At 66.3% G+C, this 19,195-nt stretch carries 22 protein-coding genes; 18 read left to right on the forward strand and 4 right to left on the reverse strand.

Translation table 11 applies throughout. The features are described from left to right. The first annotated feature begins 39 nt into the window (after positions 1–39). The 7 genes from fabZ (at position 40) to HV766_RS06450 (ending at position 5,045) form a co-directional block, all read left to right on the forward strand. The gene (fabZ, locus tag HV766_RS06420; RefSeq protein WP_008167730.1) at positions 40–495 is read left to right on the forward strand and encodes a 3-hydroxyacyl-ACP dehydratase FabZ; all 456 of its coding nucleotides are present in this window, start codon (positions 40–42) and stop codon (positions 493–495) included. Then, positions 496–1,290 (forward strand): acyl-ACP--UDP-N-acetylglucosamine O-acyltransferase, encoded by a 795-nt coding sequence (gene lpxA, locus HV766_RS06425; RefSeq protein WP_125470835.1) that lies wholly within the window; start codon positions 496–498, stop codon positions 1,288–1,290. Next, complete coding sequence (gene lpxB, locus HV766_RS06430) at positions 1,287–2,483, forward strand: lipid-A-disaccharide synthase (RefSeq protein WP_054456728.1); 1,197 nt, start codon at positions 1,287–1,289, stop codon at positions 2,481–2,483. The genes lpxA and lpxB overlap by 4 nt, the downstream gene beginning before the upstream one ends. Beyond that, complete coding sequence (rnhB, locus tag HV766_RS06435; protein ID WP_370127902.1) at positions 2,470–3,078, forward strand: ribonuclease HII; 609 nt, start codon at positions 2,470–2,472, stop codon at positions 3,076–3,078. Before lpxB ends, rnhB begins: the two co-directional genes overlap by 14 nt. Then, positions 3,075–3,863 (forward strand): TrmH family RNA methyltransferase, encoded by a 789-nt coding sequence (locus HV766_RS06440; RefSeq protein WP_175180809.1) that lies wholly within the window; start codon positions 3,075–3,077, stop codon positions 3,861–3,863. The genes rnhB and HV766_RS06440 overlap by 4 nt, the downstream gene beginning before the upstream one ends. Before the next feature lie 134 nt (positions 3,864–3,997). Further along, on the forward strand, positions 3,998–4,468 hold the full coding sequence (locus tag HV766_RS06445; RefSeq protein ID WP_175180810.1) for a DUF2846 domain-containing protein: 471 nt from the start codon (positions 3,998–4,000) through the stop codon (positions 4,466–4,468). Between the two features lie 97 nt (positions 4,469–4,565). Then, positions 4,566–5,045 (forward strand): DUF2846 domain-containing protein, encoded by a 480-nt coding sequence (locus HV766_RS06450; protein ID WP_125470832.1) that lies wholly within the window; start codon positions 4,566–4,568, stop codon positions 5,043–5,045. A gap of 51 nt (positions 5,046–5,096) precedes the next feature. Here the strand turns inward: HV766_RS06450 and ppsR are convergent, their stop codons facing one another. Beyond that, positions 5,097–5,924 (reverse strand): posphoenolpyruvate synthetase regulatory kinase/phosphorylase PpsR, encoded by an 828-nt coding sequence (gene ppsR, locus HV766_RS06455; protein WP_042793329.1) that lies wholly within the window; start codon positions 5,922–5,924, stop codon positions 5,097–5,099. A 181-nt stretch (positions 5,925–6,105) separates the two neighbouring features. Here ppsR and ppsA point away from each other — a divergent pair, with 181 nt between their 5' ends. Then, entirely contained in the window at positions 6,106–8,472 is a 2,367-nt protein-coding gene (gene ppsA / locus HV766_RS06460; RefSeq protein WP_175180811.1) for a phosphoenolpyruvate synthase, read from the forward strand. A gap of 73 nt (positions 8,473–8,545) precedes the next feature. Here the strand turns inward: ppsA and HV766_RS06465 are convergent, their stop codons facing one another. Together HV766_RS06465 and HV766_RS06470 are read right to left on the reverse strand one after the other, a co-directional pair. Further along, complete coding sequence (locus tag HV766_RS06465) at positions 8,546–9,388, reverse strand: bifunctional transcriptional activator/DNA repair enzyme AdaA (RefSeq protein ID WP_054456734.1); 843 nt, start codon at positions 9,386–9,388, stop codon at positions 8,546–8,548. A 101-nt stretch (positions 9,389–9,489) separates the two neighbouring features. Then, a complete protein-coding gene (locus HV766_RS06470) occupies positions 9,490–10,227 on the reverse strand; it encodes a glutamine amidotransferase (RefSeq protein ID WP_054456735.1) in 738 nt (245 codons plus the stop codon). Between the two features lie 169 nt (positions 10,228–10,396). Between HV766_RS06470 and HV766_RS06475 the strand changes: the two genes are divergently transcribed. From HV766_RS06475 to HV766_RS06485, 3 genes are all read left to right on the forward strand, one after another. Next, a complete protein-coding gene (locus HV766_RS06475) occupies positions 10,397–10,831 on the forward strand; it encodes an NfeD family protein (RefSeq protein ID WP_175180812.1) in 435 nt (144 codons plus the stop codon). Between the two features lie 100 nt (positions 10,832–10,931). Then, positions 10,932–11,858, forward strand: a complete 927-nt coding sequence (locus HV766_RS06480) for an SPFH domain-containing protein (RefSeq protein WP_054456873.1) — start codon at positions 10,932–10,934, stop codon at positions 11,856–11,858. A gap of 25 nt (positions 11,859–11,883) precedes the next feature. Beyond that, positions 11,884–13,071 carry a GGDEF domain-containing protein gene (locus tag HV766_RS06485; protein ID WP_175180813.1) on the forward strand — a complete coding sequence of 396 codons (1,188 nt, stop codon included), beginning with the start codon at positions 11,884–11,886 and terminating at the stop codon, positions 13,069–13,071. Here the strand turns inward: HV766_RS06485 and smpB are convergent, their stop codons facing one another. Further along, positions 13,072–13,545: an SsrA-binding protein SmpB gene (gene smpB / locus HV766_RS06490; protein WP_054456738.1), complete on the reverse strand. Its 474-nt coding sequence runs from the start codon at positions 13,543–13,545 to the stop codon at positions 13,072–13,074. It lies immediately after the preceding gene. A 104-nt stretch (positions 13,546–13,649) separates the two neighbouring features. On the opposite strand from smpB, the gene HV766_RS06495 reads away from it, so the two are divergent. The 7 genes from HV766_RS06495 (at position 13,650) to HV766_RS06525 (ending at position 19,133) form a co-directional block, all read left to right on the forward strand. Further along, positions 13,650–14,084 (forward strand): type II toxin-antitoxin system RatA family toxin, encoded by a 435-nt coding sequence (locus tag HV766_RS06495; protein WP_042793335.1) that lies wholly within the window; start codon positions 13,650–13,652, stop codon positions 14,082–14,084. Then, the gene (locus HV766_RS06500; RefSeq protein WP_054456739.1) at positions 14,074–14,418 is read left to right on the forward strand and encodes an RnfH family protein; all 345 of its coding nucleotides are present in this window, start codon (positions 14,074–14,076) and stop codon (positions 14,416–14,418) included. Before HV766_RS06495 ends, HV766_RS06500 begins: the two co-directional genes overlap by 11 nt. Positions 14,419–14,613: 195 nt before the next feature. Continuing rightward, positions 14,614–15,768, forward strand: coding sequence for an acyl-CoA dehydrogenase family protein (locus HV766_RS06505; protein ID WP_054456740.1), 1,155 nt, complete (start codon positions 14,614–14,616; stop codon positions 15,766–15,768). After that, a complete protein-coding gene (locus HV766_RS06510) occupies positions 15,765–16,940 on the forward strand; it encodes an enoyl-CoA hydratase/isomerase family protein (RefSeq protein WP_054456741.1) in 1,176 nt (391 codons plus the stop codon). The genes HV766_RS06505 and HV766_RS06510 overlap by 4 nt, the downstream gene beginning before the upstream one ends. 100 nt (positions 16,941–17,040) lie before the next feature. After that, on the forward strand, positions 17,041–17,931 hold the full coding sequence (mmsB, locus tag HV766_RS06515; RefSeq protein WP_054456742.1) for a 3-hydroxyisobutyrate dehydrogenase: 891 nt from the start codon (positions 17,041–17,043) through the stop codon (positions 17,929–17,931). Between the two features lies 1 nt (position 17,932). Beyond that, the gene (locus HV766_RS06520) at positions 17,933–18,370 is read left to right on the forward strand and encodes a PaaI family thioesterase (RefSeq protein ID WP_054456743.1); all 438 of its coding nucleotides are present in this window, start codon (positions 17,933–17,935) and stop codon (positions 18,368–18,370) included. A 73-nt stretch (positions 18,371–18,443) separates the two neighbouring features. Further along, complete coding sequence (locus HV766_RS06525) at positions 18,444–19,133, forward strand: VIT1/CCC1 transporter family protein (RefSeq protein ID WP_054456744.1); 690 nt, start codon at positions 18,444–18,446, stop codon at positions 19,131–19,133. The last annotated feature ends 62 nt before the right edge of the window (positions 19,134–19,195 follow it).

Below are 19,195 nucleotides of genomic sequence, written 5' to 3' on the forward strand. Positions count from 1 at the left end.
GCCGCACAATTACTTTACTTCGCAGGAAAGCATAGAAAAATGGAACTCGACATCAAGGGGATCATGGAGAGGCTGCCGCATCGTTATCCGATGCTGCTGATTGACCGCGTCGTCGAAATGGTGCCTGGCAAGTCCATCGTGGCCATCAAGAACGTCTCGATCAATGAACCGTTTTTCAACGGCCATTTCCCGCACCACCCGGTGATGCCGGGCGTGCTCATCGTGGAAGCCATGGCTCAGGCCTCCGCCCTGTTCTCGTTCACCGACGAGAATGGCGGCCTGAAGTGCGAAGGTTCCAAGACCGCGTATTACCTGGTCGGCATCGACGGCGCGCGTTTCCGCCGCCCCGTGGTGCCGGGCGACCAGTTGCGCATCGAGGTCGAAGCCGAACGCCTGAGCCGCAGCATCTGTAAGTATCAAGCGCGCGCGACGGTGGATGGCCAGGAAGTCGCTTCGGCCAAGCTGATGTGCGCGATTCGCAGCCTGGAAGAGTAAATGGCAGGAAACATTCACCCCACCGCCGTCGTTGATCCGGCGGCAAAGCTCGACCCGACCGTCGTGGTCGGTCCGTTCGCGACCATCGGTCCCAACGTGACCATAGGCGCGGGCACCGAGATCGGCCCGTACTGCATGGTGGACGGGGTGACGACCATCGGGCGCGACAACCGTTTCTACCGGTACTGCTCGATTGGCGGCATGCCGCAGGACAAGAAGTACCAGGGCGAGCCTACCCGCCTGGAAATCGGCGACCGCAATACGTTCCGGGAATTCGTCACGCTCAACACGGGCACCGTGCAGGACGGCGGCGTTACGACGATTGCCGACGACAACTGGGTCATGGCGTACGTGCACGTTGCACACGATTGCCACATCGGCAGCAACACCATCCTGGCCAATTCGGTGCAGCTGGGCGGCCACGTCCACGTTGGCGATTGGGCCATCGTGGGCGGCCTGACCGGCGTGCACCAGTTTTCGCGCATCGGCGCGCACAGCATGACGGGCGGCAACAGCTCCCTGATGCAGGACACGCCGCCGTTCGTGCTGGCTGCGGGCAATCCGTGCCGTCCGGTGGGCGTCAACGTCGAAGGACTGAAGCGCCGCGGCTTTACGGCCGCCGACATTGCGGCGCTGCGCGACGCCTACAAGATCATCTACCGCCGGGGCCTGTCCCTGGACGCGGCGCGGGCCGAACTGCGCGCCCGCCAGCAGGCGGAGCCCGAGGTCGCCCCGCACCTGCAGACCATGCTCGACTTCCTGGACGTCGCGAGCCGCGGCATCATCCGTCCATGAACGCTCGGATCGGCATGGTGGCCGGCGAGCCTTCGGGCGACCTGCTGGCCGGTCGCATCATTGCCGGTCTGCAAGCGCGCGACGCCGGCGTGCGCTGCGAGGGTATCGGCGGGCCGCAAATGCAGGCCCGCGGCTTCGATACCTGGCACCCCATGCATGCCTTGACCGTGTTCGGCTATGTCGACGCGCTCAAGCGCCTGCCCAGCCTGCTTGGCACCTATCGCGACGTCAAGCGGCGCTGGTTGGCGCAGCCGCCCGACGTGTTCGTCGGTATCGATGCGCCGGACTTCAATCTGCGGCTGGAACACCAGTTGCGCCAGGCGGGCACGCCCACCGTGCATTTCGTCGGACCGTCGATCTGGGCCTGGCGCTATGAGCGGATCCATAAGATCCGCGAGTCGGTGTCGCACATGCTGGTGCTGTTCCCGTTCGAGGAAGAGATCTACCGCAAGGAAGGCATTCCGGTCACCTATGTGGGCCATCCGCTGGCTGGCGCCGTGCCCATGCAGCCCGACCGCGCCGCGGCGCGCGAGCGTCTGGGCATCGACCAGAATGCGCGCGTGCTGGCGATCCTGCCGGGTAGCCGCTCGTCGGAGATCCGTCTGCTGGCGCCGCGCTTCCTGCAAGCCGCGCAGATCCTGCAGAAGAAGGATCCGGCCCTGCAATGCGTCGTCCCCATGGTCAACGACCAGCGGCGCGCGGAGTTCCAGGCCATCCTGGCCCAACACCCCGTGCCTGGACTGCGCTGCGTCACCGCGAACGATCTGCACGGCGAGGGCGGAGAGCGCCAGGCGCCCGTGGCCTGGTCCGTCATGGAAGCGGCCACGGCAGTGCTGGTGGCCAGCGGCACCGCCACCCTGGAAACGGCGCTGTACAAGCGGCCCATGGTGATTTCCTACGTGCTGTCGCCCTGGATGCGCCGCATCATGGCCTGGAAGTCCGGCCAGCAGCGTCCCTACCTGCCCTGGGTGGGGTTGCCGAACGTACTGCTGCGCGATTTTGCCGTGCCGGAGCTGCTGCAGGACGACGCCACGCCCGAGAAACTCGCGGAGGCGACCTGGACGTCCCTGACCGACGACGCGGGCAGGGCGCGCATCGAAGCCCGCTTTACCGCCCTGCATCAGGAGCTGCTGCGCGACACGCCCGCGCTGGCTGCGCAGGCGATCCTGGAGGTGGCCGGTGGAGCAGCCTGACTTGTTCGCGGCTCCTGAACAGCCCGTCATGATCACGGCAGGCGTGGACGAGGCGGGCCGCGGCCCGCTGGCGGGCGCCGTGTACGCGGCGGCGGTCATTCTGGATCCGGCCCGGCCCATCGCGGGCCTGGCGGATTCCAAGGTGCTCAAGGCCGCCACGCGCGAGGCGCTGGCGCTCGAGATCCAGGAATTTGCCGTGGCCTGGTGCATCGCCAGCGCCAGCGTGGCCGAGATCGACAGCATGAACATCCTGCGCGCCACGATGCTGGCGATGCAGCGCGCGGTGCAGGGCTTGTCCACCTTGCCGCAGCTGGCGCTGGTGGATGGCAACCAGGCTCCCAAGCTCGGCTGCACCGTGCAGACCGTCATCAAGGGCGACGCCCTGGTGCCCGCGATTTCCGCGGCTTCCATTCTTGCCAAGACCGCGCGCGATGCAGACCTGCTGCGCCTGCATGCCCTGTATCCCCAATATGCCTTCGATCAGCACAAGGGTTATGGCACCCCGCTGCATCTGGAGATGCTGCGCGAGCACGGCCCCTGCGCCGAACACCGGCGCAGCTTCGCCCCCATCAAGGCCTTCGGCCTGACTTCATGAAGCACATCAGTTCTCGCGACAATCCCGCAGTCAAGGCGCTGGCCAAGCTGGCCGGCACGGCGGGCAAGCGCGGCGCGCCGGTGCTGCTGGATGGCGTCCACCTGTGCCAGGCCTGGCTGCAGCATCACGGCGCGCCCGATCAGGCCATCTTCGATGTGGAGCGCTTGTCCCAGCCCGACATAGCGGCGCTTGCGGCCGCTGTGCCGGACCGCGACTGCCTGGCCCTGGACGCGCGCTTGATGCAGTCCCTGGCAGCCGTGGAAAGCGGGCAGGGCGTGGCCTTTCAGGTGACGCCGCCGGTTCTGGACTTGCCTGACGCTGTGGACGAGAACTGCGTGCTGTTCGACCGCATCCAGGATCCCGGCAATGTCGGCACGTTGCTGCGCACCTGCGCCGCAGCGGGCGTGAAGCGCGTCTTCCTGGCCACGGGCACGGCCGCGGCCTGGTCTCCCAAGGTGCTGCGCAGCGGCCAGGGCGCCCATTTCGCCTTGGCCATCCACGAACACGTGGATCTGGCTGCCTTGCTGCCGCGGCTGAAGGTGCCGCTGGTGGCGACCGCGCTGGACGGCGCGCGCGATCTGTACGAAGGCTTGTTGCCGGAACGTTGCGCCTGGGTGTTCGGCCACGAAGGCCAGGGCGTGGCAGCGGAGCTGATTGCCGCCGCCAGCCTCAAGGTGCGTATTCCGCACGACATGGTGGCGATGGAATCGCTCAATGTGGGCGCCGCAGCCGCGATCTGCCTTTTCGAGCAGCGGCGCCAGGCTTTGCGCGACAAGCCGGACTGAACGCCGATCTGCCCTTCGTTTCGCCGCTTTTCCGCGGATTGCGGGCACCGTCCCCTGTTTATACTGCCCCGTTTGCCCGAGCCGGAGCGGTCCTGAGCCGCGTCTGGCGGCCGGGATCCGATCAAGGACGGGACATGAAAAGCTGGATCAAATCGAGTCTTGCCGCGCTGGGCGCGGCGGTGTTGCTTTCTGCGTGCGCCGGTCCCCGGTACGGCGATGTGGCGGACCGCATCCCGGCGCTGGAGGCTGCGGAAGGCCGGATTTACTTCTACCAGCCCGTGACGTCCAACGGCGGCAAGGTCGCGCAGCCCGCGATCCTGGTCGACGGCCGCAAGGTCGGTCGCTCCAAATCCGGTCGTTTCTTCTTCGTGGACCGCGCGCCCGGCGAGGTGGAAGTGATCACCGCCACTGACCGCAAGGAGCGCAAGGACGCGCTCAAGGTTCCGCTGGCCGCCGGGCAGACCCAATACGTGCGCGTCGATATTGCGGGCGGCAGGCAGGTCCTGAGATTGGAGGGCTCCGCTGACGTAGCCGTGCAGGCGATGTCTGACCTGCGCTATTGGGGTGCGGGACGCCGCGAGCGCGAGCCGCTGCGCTATGAGTAAAATTACAATATGTAGTGTTTAAATTCATTCACATACTTTCGCGCCTGGACCCATCATGTTGGGTGGCCAGCGGGATCGGCAAATCGGAGAAGACGGAATGAAGCGCAGGTTCAAGATGGTGGCTGCCGCCGTGCTGGGCGCGGCCTTGTTGGCAGGTTGCGGCGGACCCCGGTACAAGGACGTCGCCAGCACCATCCCCATGATGGTGCCGGAAACGGGGCGGATCTACTTCTACCAGCCGCCGGCGCCGGTTGGCGTGGTGTCGGCCCAGCCATACCTGCGCGTGAACGGCGTCAAGGTCGGCCGTTCCAAGCCGGGCAGCTTCTTTTACGTGAACCGGCCTGCCGGCCAGTACGTGGTCGACACCTTGCGCGACGACGAACAACTGTCGTTCACGCTGGCCCCGGGCCAGACCCGTTACGTGCGCTTGAGCATCGAAGGCGTGAGCGGCAATTCGTCCAATGTGGGTCGCCAGGACATGCGCCTGGAAGACTCGGAGGCGACCGCCCAACAGGAAATGGGACCGCTGAAGTACTGGGGCGCGGGTTCGCGCGAACGCGTCAAGCTGCGTCCCTGATCCGGAGCACGTTGCAGGAAAGGGCGCGCCACGGGCGCGCCCTTGTCGTTTTCAGCCCCGGTCCAGGCCGACTTCCTGCAGCACCGTCGTGGCGATCTCCTCGATCGATTTGGTGGTGCTGGACAGCCAGGAAATGCCCTCGCGGCGCATCATGCGTTCGGCCTCGGCCACTTCGTAGCGGCATTGCTCCAGCTGCGCGTAGCGGCTGTTGGGGCGGCGCTCGTTGCGGACTTCGGCCAGGCGCTCGGGCTGGATCGACAGGCCGAACAGCTTGCCGCGGTGCGGGGCGATGGTCGAGGGCAGGGTGCCGCGCTCGAAATCGTCCGGCGTCAGCGGGAAGTTGGCCGCCTTGATGGCGTATTGCATGGCCAGGTACAGGCTGGTGGGCGTCTTGCCGCAGCGCGATACGCCAACCAGGATCACGTCCGCCTGGTCCAGCTGGTTGACGAACTGGCCGTCGTCATGCGCCAGGCTGAAGTTGATGGCGTCGATGCGGTTGCGGTATTTTTCCGAATTGGCCTGCATGTGCGAGCGGCCGATGGAATGGCTGGACTTCAGGCCCAGCGCCTGCTCGATGTGGCTGACGAAAGTGCCAAACAGGTCCAGGAAAACGCCGTTCGCCTGGCGAACGCGTGCCAGGATATCCGGATTGACCAGGGTGCTGAACACGATCGGGGGAACACCGGCCTCCTGGGCGCTGCGATCGATGCGCATGGCCACTTCCGCGGCCTTTTCCAGCGTGTCGACAAAGGGCAGGCGGACAGGCTTGAAATTGACCTCTTCAAACTGCGAAAGCACTGACTGGCTGAAGGTTTCTGCGGTGATGCCGGTACTGTCGGAAACGATGTATACCGTGCGTACGATCGGGGTAGATGTCATGTGTAAAAAATTCCAACCAGGCAGATGGCCGGACGCACTCCACCGAGTACAATCAGGCCCCTATAAGTCACCCCAAGGGCGGTCCAAGGCCAGTTTGGTCAGCGCGTAAATCGGGGCTGTGATCCAGCTTTCCGACGCATTGACCAAACTCGCTTTCATTCCATTGTAAAAGGTGACTTCAATGTCGTACGTTGTTTTGTTCGAGCAGCTCCGCATGACGGACGTGGACTCGGTAGGAGGCAAGAACGCATCACTAGGTGAAATGATCAGCCAGCTGTCTGGCGCGGGTGTCCGCGTGCCGGGCGGCTTTGCCACGACCGCTGATGCTTTCCGCGACTTCCTCCAGGCCTCCGGCCTGGACAAGCGCATCGCCGAACGCCTGACCACGCTGAACCCCGAAGACGTGCGCGAACTGGCCAACGCCGGCTCGCAGATCCGTCAATGGATCATCGACGCGCCGTTCTCGCCCGAGTTCGAATCGCAGATCCGTACCGCCTTTGCCAAGCTCGACGCTGATGGCAAGGGCTCGTTCGCCGTGCGCTCCTCCGCCACCGCCGAAGACCTGCCCGACGCTTCGTTCGCCGGCCAGCAGGAAACCTTCCTGAACGTCGTCGGCATCGACGACGTGCTGGACAAGATCCGCCACGTGTTCGCGTCGCTGTACAACGACCGCGCCATTTCCTATCGCGTGCACAAGGGCTACGCCCACGCCGACGTCGCGCTGTCGGCCGGCATCCAGCGCATGGTGCGTTCCGACAAGGGCAGCGCCGGCGTCATGTTCACCATCGACACGGAATCGGGCTTCCAGGACGTGGTCTTCATCACCTCGTCCTACGGCCTGGGCGAAACGGTGGTGCAGGGCGCGGTCAACCCCGACGAGTTCTACGTCTTCAAGCCGACGCTGGCCCAGGGCCACTACCCGATCGTGGGTCGTCGCATCGGCTCCAAGCTGATCAAGATGGAGTTCGATCCCGAGCGTCCCGAAGGCCGCGCCGTGCGCACGGTCGACGTGCCGGTGTCCGAGCGCAACCGCTATTCGCTGACCGACGACGAGGTCAACGAGCTGGCTCGCTACGCCGTCATCATTGAAAAGCACTACGGCCGCCCGATGGACATCGAGTGGGGCCGCGACGGCATCGACGGCAAGATCTACATCCTGCAGGCGCGTCCGGAAACGGTGAAGTCGCAGCAGGGCGCCAACGACGTGCAGCAGCGCTACCGCCTGAAGGCCACCGGCCAGGTCCTGATCACCGGCCGCGCGATCGGCCAGAAGATCGGCGCGGGTCCGGTGCGCGTGGTCGGCGACATCTCCGACATGGACAAGGTCCAGCCCGGCGACGTTCTGGTCACCGACATGACGGATCCCAACTGGGAGCCCGTGATGAAGCGCGCCTCGGCCATCGTCACCAACCGCGGCGGCCGCACCTGCCACGCGGCGATCATCGCGCGCGAGCTGGGCATTCCGGCAGTCGTGGGCTGCGGCAACGCGACCGACCTGCTCAAGGAAGGCCAGGCCGTGACCGTGTCTTGCGCCGAGGGCGACGAAGGCCGCATCTATGACGGCCTGATCGAAACCGAAGTGGAAGAAGTGCGTCGCGGCGACATGCCCCCCATCGATCTGAAGATCATGATGAACGTGGGCAACCCGCAGCTGGCTTTCGACTTCGCCCAGATCCCCAACGGCGGCGTGGGCCTGGCCCGCCTGGAATTCATCATCAACAACAACATCGGCATCCACCCCAAGGCGGTGCTGGACTACCCGAACGTTGATGGCGAACTGAAGAAGGCCGTGGAATCGGCCGCCCGCGGCCATGCCAGCCCGCGCGCCTTCTTCGTCGAGAAGATGGCCGAAGGCGTGGCGACCATCGCCGCCGCCTTCTACCCCAAGCCCGTCATCGTGCGCATGTCGGACTTCAAGTCCAACGAGTACCGCAAGCTGGTCGGCGGTTCGCGCTACGAGCCCGAGGAAGAAAACCCCATGCTGGGCTTCCGCGGCGCGTCGCGCTACATCGCCGAGGACTTCGCCGAGTGCTTCCGCATGGAATGCGAAGCGCTCAAGAAGGTGCGCGATGAAATGGGCCTGACCAACGTCGAGATCATGGTGCCCTTCGTCCGCACCCTGGGCCAGGCGGCCAAGGTCGTGGACCTGCTGGCCAAGCACGGCCTGGCGCGCGGCGAAAACGGCCTGAAGCTCATCATGATGTGCGAAGTGCCGTCCAACGCCATCCTGGCCGACGAATTCCTGCAGTACTTCGACGGCTTCTCGATCGGTTCGAACGACATGACCCAGCTGACGCTGGGCCTGGATCGCGATTCGGGCATGGAGCTGCTGGCCGCCGACTTTGACGAACGCGACGAGGCCGTGAAGTTCATGCTGCGCCGCGCGATCAAGGCTTGCCTGGCCGCCAACAAGTACGTGGGCATCTGCGGCCAAGGCCCCAGCGATCACCCGGACTTCGCGCAATGGCTGAAGGAAGAGGGCATCCTGTCGATGTCGCTCAACCCGGACACCGTTGTCGATACCTGGCAGCGCCTGGCCAAGAGCTGATCGGTTTGCCGATGTGAAAACCCCGCGCCTGCAAGGGCGCGGGGTTTTTTTTATGCGTGCAGGCGGGAAAGGGCTACGCCGCCAGCGCTTCGCGCGCAATCAGTTCGCGCTTGCGGTCTATGCCCCAGCGGTAGCCAGCCAGCGAGCCATCCGTGCGCACCACCCGGTGGCAGGGAATGGCCAGCGCGATGTTGTTGGTGGCGCAGGCGCGGGCCACGGCGCGCACGGCGCGTGGGGAGCCGATGCGTTCGGCGATGTCGGTATAGGTGGCGGTTTCACCCACGGGGATCTCGCGCAGGGCTTGCCATACCTGGCGCTGGAAGGCCGTGCCGCGTACGTCCAGGGGCAGGTCCAGGCCGCGAGAGGGGTCTTCGACGAAGCCCACCACGGCCGCCACCCAGCCTTCGAATTGCGCGTCCGCGCCGATCAGGCGGGCGGCCTTGAAGCGGTCCTGCAGGTTGCGCACCAATTGTTCCGGGTCTTCGTGCAGCGCGATTTCGCAGATGCCGGTATCGCTCGCCGCCACCAGCAGCGCGCCCAGGGAGCATTGCGCCACCGCGAAGCGGATATCCACGCCCTCGCCACTCTTGCGAAAGGCGGTGGGCGTCATGCCCAGGATGGCGGGAGCGGCTTCGTAGAAGCGGCCGCTGGAATTGAAGCCGGCGTCGTACATGGCGTCCGTGACGCTCGCGCTCTGCTTCAGATGCTGGCGGGCGCGGCTGGCGCGCAGGGCGTCGGCGTAGGCCTTGGGGGTGATGCCGGTGGCCGCCTTGAAGACGCGGTGGAAATGGAAGCGGCTCATGCCGGCCTGTTCGGCCAGGGTGGACAGATCCGGCGGCTGCTCGGCTTCCAGGGCGCGGCAGGCGCGCTCGATGGCGGCGGCGTGCTGTTTGCTCAGGGCGGCGGCTTGGTTCATGAAAAAGCTCCTGTTGCGCGTGGATTCGCGCGCTTGGACCCATCGTCTCAAAAGCCTTCCGCCGCCGCACTCCGTATATTGCGCGGTGGCCGCGCGGGGCGCTACGCGGGTGCGTAGGCGTCCAGAAAGCGCCGCAGGAGGCCGCCCGCGACGGGCGTGGCGCGGACATTGGCGGACAGCCCCGGGACGTCGAGATTTTCAGCCGCATAGCGGCGGCCGAAGCGTTCCAGATGGGCGCGGATGAAGTCAGGGCCAAATTCGGGATGGAACTGGGTCGAGAACACGTTGCGGCCGATGCGGATCATCTGGTGTTCGTCCAGGTCCGAGCGCGCCAGCACGGCGGCGCCAGGCGGCGGCTGCAGCACGGTCTGCGCATGCAGCATCTGGGCGGGGAAGGTGGACGGCAGTCCGGCCAGCAGCTTGTCGCCGGCCGCGGGCGGCAGCAGTTCCACGGTCTGGGTGCCGACTTCGCGCCCGGCGGGGTTGTAGCCGACCTTGCCGCCCAGCGCGTAGGCCAGCAACTGATGGCCGTAGCAGACGCCGAACATGGGCAGGCCGGCTGCGGCGGCTTCGCGCAGCCAGGCGGCGGTGTCCTCGCTCCAGGGTTCCTTGTCGGTCACCATGGCGGGCGAACCCGTGATCAGCGCGGCGCGATAACGGGCGGGAGCCTGCGGCCGCTTGCCTTCATGGACGGGCACGATTTCCATGGCCTCGGCGGTCAGGCCGGCGGCCTGCGCGAGTTGTTCGGCATAGCCGCCGAACTGGCTTTTGAGCGTGTCGTCCGGATCGCCGGTGTGCAGGATCAGGACGGGGAGAGCGGTGGGTATTGCAGCGGTCATTGGGGGCTTGTGCGTAAAGGATGCGGGCGCCGGGTTCCAGGGGGAGATCCACCGCCAGCGCACATCATAATCCAGCCCTCCGATCCGTGATGAAAGGCGCTTTTCCGTTCCGTCCCGGAAATACGTACAATTCCGCTCAGAGACTCATCCTTTCGGGCGAACGAAGACTATGTGGATTTGGCTGGGATTGGCTGCGCTGGCCCTGATCGGGGAATTGGCGACCGGCACTTTCTATCTGCTGCTGGTGGCCCTGGGGCTGGCGGCGGGGGGCGTGGCCGCATGGTTCGGCACAGGCCTGGAATGGCAACTGGTAGGCTGCGGCATCGTGCTGCTGCTGGGTTTGCTGGTGCTGCGCAAGACCCGCGTGCTGAAAAAGCGCGAGGTCGATTCCGCCCGCAACGCCGACGTCAACCTGGACATCGGCCAGACGGTGTCGGTAGAAGCCTGGTCCGACCAGGGCACCGCGCGCGTCTGGTACCGCGGCGCGCACTGGCAGGCAGAGCTGGCCCAGGGCCAGCCGCCTGTGGCCGGAGAACAAACCATCATCGAAATGCGCGGCTCGATCCTGGTGCTGGCCCCCAGGGGCGTGCCGGGTTCGGTCTGACGAAGGCCATCCCGCCGCGGGCGGGACCGGCTGCGGGCGTCCGCAAGGTCCGGACGTTTCCCGCATATGTATTTACCAGAAGGAGAGGCTCCGAATCATGATGATCGATACATCCACCATCGTCCTGCTCGTCATCGTCGCGCTGGCGATACTGATAGTCATCAAGGCGATCGCCATCGTGCCTCAGCAGCACGCCTGGGTGGTCGAGCGCCTGGGCAAGTTCGACCGGGTCCTGTCGCCCGGCGCGGGCTTCGTCATTCCGTTCATCGAGCGCGTGTCGTACAAGCACTCGCTCAAGGAAATCCCGCTGGACGTGCCCAGCCAGGTCTGCATCACGCGCGACAACACGCAGCTGCAGGTCGACGGCGTGCTGTATTTCCAGGTGACCGATCCGATGCGCGCGTCGTATGGCTCGTCGAACTACATCTCGGCCATCACCCAGCTGGCGCAGACGACCCTGCGTTCGGTCATCGGCAAGATGGAACTGGACCGCACCTTCGAAGAGCGCGACTCCATCAACAGCAACATCGTCTCTTCGCTGGACGAGGCGGCGCTGAACTGGGGCGTGAAGGTGCTGCGCTACGAGATCAAGGACTTGACGCCGCCCAACGAGATCCTGCGCGCGATGCAGGCGCAGATCACCGCCGAACGTGAAAAGCGCGCGCTGATCGCGGCCTCGGAAGGCCGCCGCCAGGAACAGATCAATATCGCCACCGGCGAGCGCGAAGCCGCCATCGCCCGTTCCGAAGGCGAGAAGCAGGCCCAGATCAACCAGGCCCAGGGCGAGGCCGCCGCGGTGCTGGCGATCGCCGAGGCCACCGCCAAGGCCATCACCCAGGTGGCGGACTCCGTGCGCCAGCCGGGCGGCATGGAAGCGGTGAACCTGAAGGTGGCCGAGCGCTACGTCGAGGCCTTCGGCAATGTCGCCAAGGAAGGCAACACCTTGATCCTGCCGGCGAATCTGGCGGATGTGGGCGGCATGATCGCCTCCGCCATGACCATCGTGAAGTCCACCCGCAACAGCTGATAACCGCGCCTGGCGGCGCCTGACGATGATCGCTCCCGTTAACTTGCTTTTGATAGCAGCATTGGCGGGAGTGCTTGCGCTGTGCGTGCTGGGGTCGCTGGCCCGCAGCGGCATGGCGGGCATCAAGGAGGCGATACGCGCCAACCTGCTGACGCTGGCGGCTTTCGGGCTTTACGCCTTCCAGGTCACCGAGGCGCCGCTGTGGGTGTCGGTGATGGCGGCGAACACCGCCGTTGCCCTGGCGCTTTGCGCCTATTACACGGGATTGCGCCGGCTGGTCGGCCTGACCGTGCCCAAGCGTCTCATGGCGCTGGCTTCCTGTACGGCGCTGCTGGCGCTGGCGTACTACACCTATATCGATCCCCAGGTCGGGCCGCGCATGGTGGTCATGTCCTGGCTGATGTTCGGGTTCATGGTGGCCATCGCCATGACGGTCAAGCGCGGCATGCCGATGAACCGGTCGCGCTACAGCTACCATTTCGTGCGCGTGGTGGCCCTGATCTCCGCGCTGGTGTGCGCAACGCGGGCCGTCGTCTACATGTTCGACATCGCCATCGCGCAGGCCCTGCTGCTGCCTACGGCATGGAACGTCGCGTTCATGACGCTGGGCGTGCTGACGATGCCATGCCTGACCCTGGGCACCATCATGATCATCCACGACCGCATGCTGGCCGACCGCGAACAGGAGGCCAGCACCGACTTCCTGACGGGCCTGATGTCGCGCAAGGCGTGGTGGCTGCAGGCCGAGCGCTATTGCGCCCAGGCGCTGCGCACGCGGCGGCCGCTGACGCTGCTGTTGCTGGATATCGACTATTTCAAGCGCATCAACGATACCCATGGCCACGCGGCCGGGGATGCGGTGCTGCGCCATTTCGGCCTGCTGGCGACCGCCACGCTGCGCACTGGCGACCACGTCGGGCGCGTCGGCGGCGAGGAGTTCGCGGTGCTGTTTCCGGACATGCGCAGCGATGCAGTGATGGATGTGGCGGAGCGGCTGCTGGATTCGGTGCGGCGCACGCCCTGTGCGCACGGCGGCAGCACCATTTCCTATACGTTCAGCGCCGGAGTCGCGGACTGGATGCCCGGCGAGAGCCTGCAGGCGTTTTTCGAGCGGACCGACCGCAAGTTGTATGCGTCCAAGTCGGCCGGGCGCAACCGCATCACGGGACCGGGGCAGGAGGCCGAGCGCCAGACGCTGCCCGAGGCCGCCTGATCAGTCGTCCTTGCCCTTGCGCGGGGCGCGGGTGTCGTGCTTCATCATGCGCTCTTTCTCGCGCTGCCAGTCTTTCTCGCGCGCGGTATCGCGCTTGTCGAACAGCTTCTTGCCGCGGCCCAGCGCGAAGTCCAGCTTGATGCGCCCGTTCTTGTAGTGCAGGTTGAGCGGCACCAGCGTGTAGCCGCGTTGCTCGACCTTGCCGATGAGCTTGCTGATTTCCTCGGCCTTGAGCAGCAGCTTGCGCGTGCGCATGGCGTCGGGGTGGATATGGGTGGAGGCCGTGGGCAGGGGGCTGACGTGCATGCCCAGCAGGTAGAGCTCGCCGTCGCGCACGATGACGTAGCTTTCCTTGAGCTGCACGCGGCCATCGCGGATCGCCTTGACTTCCCAGCCTTGCAGCACCAGGCCGGCCTCGTAGCGGTCTTCGATGAAATAGTCGTGCGTGGCCTTGCGATTGTCGATAATGCTCATAAAGCCCTTGTGCCTGGGTGCCGCGGGCCCGCGCTAGGCGTATTTTGGCCCCAGGTCGTGTTGTGCCGGTAAAATCGTGCCATTCTAGCCATTTGCGATAGTCGATGCACAAAGTACAACGATCCGTCCTGGTGCCTTACAGCGCCGCCCAGATGTTCGATCTGGTCGCCGACGTGGAGAAGTACCCCGAGTTCATGCCCTGGTGCGGCGGCGCCGAGGTGCAGACCCGCGACGAGCACGGCATGCAGGCCTCCATCCTGATCAGCTTCGCGGGCATGAAGCAGCGCTTCACCACCCGCAACACCCATGCCTATCCCGACCGGATCGACCTGGAACTGGTCGACGGCCCGTTCTCCAGCCTGGTCGGGCACTGGGAGTTCCAGCCGCTGGCCGAGGACGCCTGCAAGGTCCTGTTCACCATGGAGTACGCGTTTTCCAACCGCGCGCTGGAAATGGTGGTGGGCCCGGTGTTCAACCGCATCGCCACCAGCTTCATCGATTCCTTCACCAAGCGCGCGCAGGCCAAGTATGGCGAATGAGCCGTCCGCGGCGCAGATCGGCGTCAGCGTTTGTTATGCCCTGCCGGGCCATGTCTGGCTGCGTGAATTGCGCCTGCCCGACGGCGCCACGGTGGCCGACGCGCTCGCGGCCAGCGGCTTTGCCCAGGCTTTTCCGGTGGTGCAGCCCTGGAGCCGGGGCGTGGGTATTTTCGGACGCGCCACCGAGCCGCAGGCCAGGCTGGCCGATGGCGACCGGGTGGAAATCTACCGCGGCCTGAGTTTCGATCCCAAGGAATCGCGGCGCCGCCGCGCCGAACACCGCCGCGCCAAGACGGCCAAGAACGGCAGGGTGCGCCCGGCCGGGCTGCTGTAGGGAAGCGCTCCGAGGGGGGGCGCGCCGCCCCGCACAATGTCGCAAATAGGACAAATTCCTTTGCCGCTTCCGGCGTAACATAGGCACCGTCACGCATTTACGTTTACGTCAACGTCATGTCAAAATCGACGAGCTGGCGTTCACGAGACGGCAGCAACGCCAACAGACAATATTCAGTACAACAGGAGACAGGCTGTGGACTTGGAACTGACCGACGAGCAACGCGCTTTTGCGCAGGCGGCGCGCGACTACGCCGAGGGCGAACTGGCGCCCAACGCGGCGCGCTGGGACGCCGAAGGCATCTTCCCGCGCGAGGCCTTCGCCCGTGCGGGCGAAATGGGTTTTTGCGCCATCTATGCCAGCGAGGACATCGGCGGGCTGGGCCTGCCGCGCCTGGATGCCACCCTGGTGTTCGAGGAAATGGCGGCGGTCGACCCGTCGACCACGGCCTTTCTCACGATCCACAACATGGCCACCTGGATGGTCGGCAAGTGGGGCCAGCCCGCGCTGCGCGAAGCCTGGGGGCCGTTGCTGGCCAGCGGCCAGAAGTTGGCGTCCTATTGCCTGACCGAGCCGGGCGCCGGTTCGGACGCCGCATCGCTGTCGACCCGGGCGCAGCGCCAGGGCGATGACTACATCGTCAACGGCGCCAAGGCCTTCATTTCGGGCGGCGGCGACACAGACCTGCTGGTGGTCATGGCGCGCACCGGCGGCGAGGGCGCGGGCGGCATCAGCGCGTTCGCCATTCCGGCCGACAGCGAGGGCATAGGCTATGGCCGCAAGGAAGAGAAGATGGGCTGGAACAGCCAGTCCACGCGCCCCATCACCTTCGAGAACGTGCGCGTGCCGGCGGCCAACATGCTGGGCCAGGAGGGCGAGGGCTTCAAGATCGCCATGAAGGGCCTGGACGGCGGACGCATCAACATCGGCACCTGCTCGGTGGGCGCGGCGCAAGGCGCGCTGGACGCCGCCCGGCGCTACATGGACGAACGGCGGCAGTTCAACCGCCGCCTGGCCGAGTTCCAGGCGCTGCAATTCAAGCTGGCCGACATGGCGACGCACCTGGTGGCGGCGCGCCAGATGGTGCGCCTGGCGGCCTGCAAGCTGGATGCGGGGGCGCCGGACGCGGCGACCTACTGCGCCATGGCCAAGCGCTTCGCCACCGACATGGGTTTCCAGATCTGCCTGGACGCGCAACAGATCCACGGCGGCTACGGATACCTGCGGGACTATCCCTTGGAGCGTCTGGTGCGCGATACTCGCGTTCATCAGATTCTGGAGGGGACCAACGAGATCATGCGCGTGATCATCGCCCGCCAATTGTTGGAAAAAGGAGCCGACATAAGATGAATGCACCGGTGCTGTTCGAAGAAAAAACCGCTGCCAATGGAGTACGGTTCGGGATCGCGACGCTGAATTCGCCGCAGACCCTGAACGGCCTGTCGCTGGAAATGGTGGACCTGCTGGCCGAACGGCTGGACGCCTGGGCCCGCGATCCCGGCGTGGCCCTGGTGGTCCTGCAGGGTGCGGGCGACAAGGCCTTCTGCGCGGGCGGAGACCTGCATGGCCTGTACCGCAGCATGACGGAAAACGCCGGCAAGCCGGGCTGGAACAACGCCTACGCGCGCCGCTTCTTCGAGCACGAGTACCGGCTGGACTACCGCATCCACACCTATCCCAAGCCGGTGCTGTGCTGGGGCCATGGCATCGTCATGGGCGGCGGCATCGGCCTGATGATGGGCGCCAGCCACCGCGTGGTCAGCGAGACCTCGCGCCTGGCGATGCCGGAGGTCACGATCGGCCTGTTTCCGGACGTGGGCGGCAGCTGGCTGCTGAACCGCATGTCAGGCAGGATCGGACTGTTCCTGGCCTTGACCGGCGCGCAGCTGGGTACGTCGGACGCTTTCTTCGCGGGCCTGGCGGACTTCCGCCTGGATCACGCGGATTGGCCCAAGCTGCTGGCTTCGCTGGAAGAGCAGCCCTGGGCCGGCCAGGCGGCCGGCGCGGCGGAGGATGCCATTCCTCCGCGCGCGATCAACGACGGCCTGCTGCGCCGCGCCCTGACGGCGCTGGAGCCCAAGACGCCGCTGGCGCCGGGCAACTTGCGGCAGCACTCGTTCCTGATCAACAGCCTGTGCAGCGGCAATCGCCTGGACGACATCTACGAAGAACTGGCCGCGCTGAAGGACCACGAGGATCCGTGGCTGGCGCGCGCGGCGCAGACGATGCTGGCCGGCTCGCCCGGATCGGTGCGCCTGTCGTTCGCGCTGCAGCAGCGGCTGCGCCTGCGCTCGCTGGACGACGTTTTCCGTGCCGAGTACATCGCGGCGCTGGCCTGCACCGCCCATGGCGATTTCGCCGAGGGCATCCGCGCCTTGCTGATCGACAAGGACAAGAAGCCGCGCTGGAATCCCGCCGTCATCGACATGGCGACCGACGCCTGGGTGCAGAAATTCTTTGACGAACCCTGGCCCGAGGGCGAGCCCCACCCGTTGGCGGACCTGGGCCAGGAAGGCCGCTAGGCGCCACGCGGCGGCGGACCGGCCGCCGCCCGCCGGCGCGGCAACGCTAGTACCACGATGGTTTCACACCTATAGCAATAGCAACAGGAGACAAGACATCATGAGCAGCATCGCGTTTATCGGTTTGGGCAATATGGGCGCGCCCATGGCATTGAATCTGGTCAAGGCCGGACATAGCGTGACGGTTTTCGATCTGGTGCCGGCAGCGGTGAAGACCCTGACGGACGCCGGCGCCCGCGCCGCCGCGTCCGCTTCGGAAGCCGTCAAGGGCGCCGAGGTGGTGGTTTCGATGCTGCCCGCCAGCAAGCACGTCGAAGGGCTGTACCTGGGCGAGGACCTGCTGGGCAAGATCCCGTCCAGCGCGCTGGTCATCGAATGCAGCACCATCGCGCCGGACTCGGCGCGTAAGGTGGCGCAGGCGGCCGAGGTGCGCGGCATCGCCATGATCGACGCGCCGGTGTCCGGCGGCACGGGTGGCGCAGCAGCCGGCACGCTGACCTTCATCGTCGGCGGCCAGGCCGCGGCGCTGGAGCGCGCCCGTCCGGTGCTGGAAAAAATGGGCAAGAACATTTTCCACGCAGGCCCGGCCGGCGCCGGCCAGGTGGCCAAGATCTGCAACAACATGCTGTTGGGCATCCTGATGGCGGGCACCTCCGAAGCCCTGGCCCTGGGCGTGGCCAACGGGCTGGATCCCAAGGTGCTGTCGGACATCATCGCCAAGAGCTCCGGGCGCAACTGGGCCACGGAACTCTACAACCCCTGGCCCGGCGTGATGGAGCACGCGCCGGCCTCCAAGGGCTACGCCGGCGGCTTCGGCGTGGACCTGATGCTCAAGGACCTGGGCCTGGCGGCCGAGGCCGCCCTGTCGGCGCGCGCCTCGATCCCGCTGGGCGAGCTGGCGCGCAACCTGTATTCGCTGCATAGCTCCGGCGGTTCGGGCAAGCTGGACTTCTCCAGCATCGTCAACCTGGTCAAGCGCGAGCAGGACTGACATGGCGTCATCGCAAGCGCCGCTGGACCCGGCCGCCAGGGTCCAGGAGAGCTTCGCCCGGCAAAGCATCATGACATTGCTGGGTGCGCAACTGGACGTGGTCGAGCCGGGCAGGGTGGACATCGTGCTGCCTTACCGAGCCGACCTGTGCCAGCAGAACGGCTTTCTGCACGCCGGCATTTCCACGACCATCGCCGACAGCGCCGGCGGCTATGCCGCCTACACGCTGTTTGGGCCTGGCGAGGACGTGCTGACCTCGGAGTTCAAGATGAACTTCCTGGCGCCCGCCAAGGGTAGCCGCTACGTGGCCAGCGGCCGCGTGGTCAAGCCGGGCAAGCGCCTGTCCGTCTGCCAGGTCGAGGTGCATGCGTACGACGGCGAGCAAGCCACGCTTTGCGTGATAGGCTTGCTTACCGCGGTGCGCGTGACGCCGCGCTGAATCCCGCGCGTGGCGGGTCCTGCGCAAGCCGGACCCGCCACGCGTTCATCGCGCGGCGCATGGGTTTCTGGCAATGCCTTCAAAAGAACATCATCGGATTTTCCGCAGCAACTGGCTGCGCGCGGCCGTCCTGGGCGCCAACGACGGGATCGTGTCCACCGCCAGCCTTATTACCGGCGTGGCGGCGGCCCAGGTCACGCATGACGCCATCCTGACCTCGGGCGTGGCCGGACTGGTGGCGGGGGCGCTGTCGATGGCGGCGGGCGAATACGTGTCGGTGCGGTCGCAGGCCGATACCGAGGCCGCCGACCTGCGCATGGAGCAGCGCTCGCTCAAGCGCAATTCCGGCGAGGAACTGGCCGAACTGATCGACATCTACGTGGCGCGCGGCCTGACCCGCGACCTGGCCGAGCAGGTGGCGCGGCAATTGACCAGCCACGATGCGCTGGACGCGCATGCCCGCGACGAGCTGGGTATCTCCATCCATAACCGCGCCCGTCCGGTGCAGGCCGCGGTGGCGTCCGCGGCCTCGTTTGCGGGCGGCGCGGCCTTGCCGCTGGCCGTGGCGGCGACAGCGCCTTTGCCGCAATTGATTGTGTGGGTCATCGGCGCATCGGTCGCCTGTCTGGCCGGCCTGGGCGCTCTGGCTGCGGGCGCGGGCGGCGCGCCCAAGGGGCCGGCCGCGTTGCGGGTGACGATCCTGGGCGGCCTGGCGATGGCGGTGACGGCGGGGGTGGGCGCGCTGTTCGGCGTGGCGGTGTAAGGGCCGGCTTGGGAGCGTCCGGCCCGGCGCAACCGCGCCGGCTCAGGCGCGGCGGCCTTTGG

Source organism: Achromobacter aegrifaciens (assembly GCF_902859735.1).
GTDB classification, from domain to species: domain Bacteria; phylum Pseudomonadota; class Gammaproteobacteria; order Burkholderiales; family Burkholderiaceae_B; genus Achromobacter; species Achromobacter aegrifaciens.

What these genes read in the sequence shown, in the direction of transcription:
- ppsR (WP_042793329.1), bottom strand. Translation starts at nt 5,924, where the DNA reads ATGACATCTACCCCGATCGTACGCACGGTATACATCGTTTCCGACAGT.
- HV766_RS06485 (WP_175180813.1), top strand. Translation starts at nt 11,884, where the DNA reads ATGATCGCTCCCGTTAACTTGCTTTTGATAGCAGCATTGGCGGGAGTG.
- HV766_RS06470 (WP_054456735.1), bottom strand. Translation starts at nt 10,227, where the DNA reads ATGACCGCTGCAATACCCACCGCTCTCCCCGTCCTGATCCTGCACACC.
- HV766_RS06520 (WP_054456743.1), top strand. Translation starts at nt 17,933, where the DNA reads ATGGCGTCATCGCAAGCGCCGCTGGACCCGGCCGCCAGGGTCCAGGAG.
- HV766_RS06465 (WP_054456734.1), bottom strand. Translation starts at nt 9,388, where the DNA reads ATGAACCAAGCCGCCGCCCTGAGCAAACAGCACGCCGCCGCCATCGAG.
- HV766_RS06480 (WP_054456873.1), top strand. Translation starts at nt 10,932, where the DNA reads ATGATCGATACATCCACCATCGTCCTGCTCGTCATCGTCGCGCTGGCG.
- HV766_RS06445 (WP_175180810.1), top strand. Translation starts at nt 3,998, where the DNA reads ATGAAAAGCTGGATCAAATCGAGTCTTGCCGCGCTGGGCGCGGCGGTG.
- HV766_RS06525 (WP_054456744.1), top strand. Translation starts at nt 18,444, where the DNA reads ATGCCTTCAAAAGAACATCATCGGATTTTCCGCAGCAACTGGCTGCGC.
- fabZ (WP_008167730.1), top strand. Translation starts at nt 40, where the DNA reads ATGGAACTCGACATCAAGGGGATCATGGAGAGGCTGCCGCATCGTTAT.
- HV766_RS06500 (WP_054456739.1), top strand. Translation starts at nt 14,074, where the DNA reads ATGGCGAATGAGCCGTCCGCGGCGCAGATCGGCGTCAGCGTTTGTTAT.
- ppsA (WP_175180811.1), top strand. Translation starts at nt 6,106, where the DNA reads ATGTCGTACGTTGTTTTGTTCGAGCAGCTCCGCATGACGGACGTGGAC.
- HV766_RS06440 (WP_175180809.1), top strand. Translation starts at nt 3,075, where the DNA reads ATGAAGCACATCAGTTCTCGCGACAATCCCGCAGTCAAGGCGCTGGCC.
- HV766_RS06495 (WP_042793335.1), top strand. Translation starts at nt 13,650, where the DNA reads ATGCACAAAGTACAACGATCCGTCCTGGTGCCTTACAGCGCCGCCCAG.
- HV766_RS06510 (WP_054456741.1), top strand. Translation starts at nt 15,765, where the DNA reads ATGAATGCACCGGTGCTGTTCGAAGAAAAAACCGCTGCCAATGGAGTA.
- mmsB (WP_054456742.1), top strand. Translation starts at nt 17,041, where the DNA reads ATGAGCAGCATCGCGTTTATCGGTTTGGGCAATATGGGCGCGCCCATG.
- lpxA (WP_125470835.1), top strand. Translation starts at nt 496, where the DNA reads ATGGCAGGAAACATTCACCCCACCGCCGTCGTTGATCCGGCGGCAAAG.
- smpB (WP_054456738.1), bottom strand. Translation starts at nt 13,545, where the DNA reads ATGAGCATTATCGACAATCGCAAGGCCACGCACGACTATTTCATCGAA.
- lpxB (WP_054456728.1), top strand. Translation starts at nt 1,287, where the DNA reads ATGAACGCTCGGATCGGCATGGTGGCCGGCGAGCCTTCGGGCGACCTG.
- HV766_RS06450 (WP_125470832.1), top strand. Translation starts at nt 4,566, where the DNA reads ATGAAGCGCAGGTTCAAGATGGTGGCTGCCGCCGTGCTGGGCGCGGCC.
- HV766_RS06475 (WP_175180812.1), top strand. Translation starts at nt 10,397, where the DNA reads ATGTGGATTTGGCTGGGATTGGCTGCGCTGGCCCTGATCGGGGAATTG.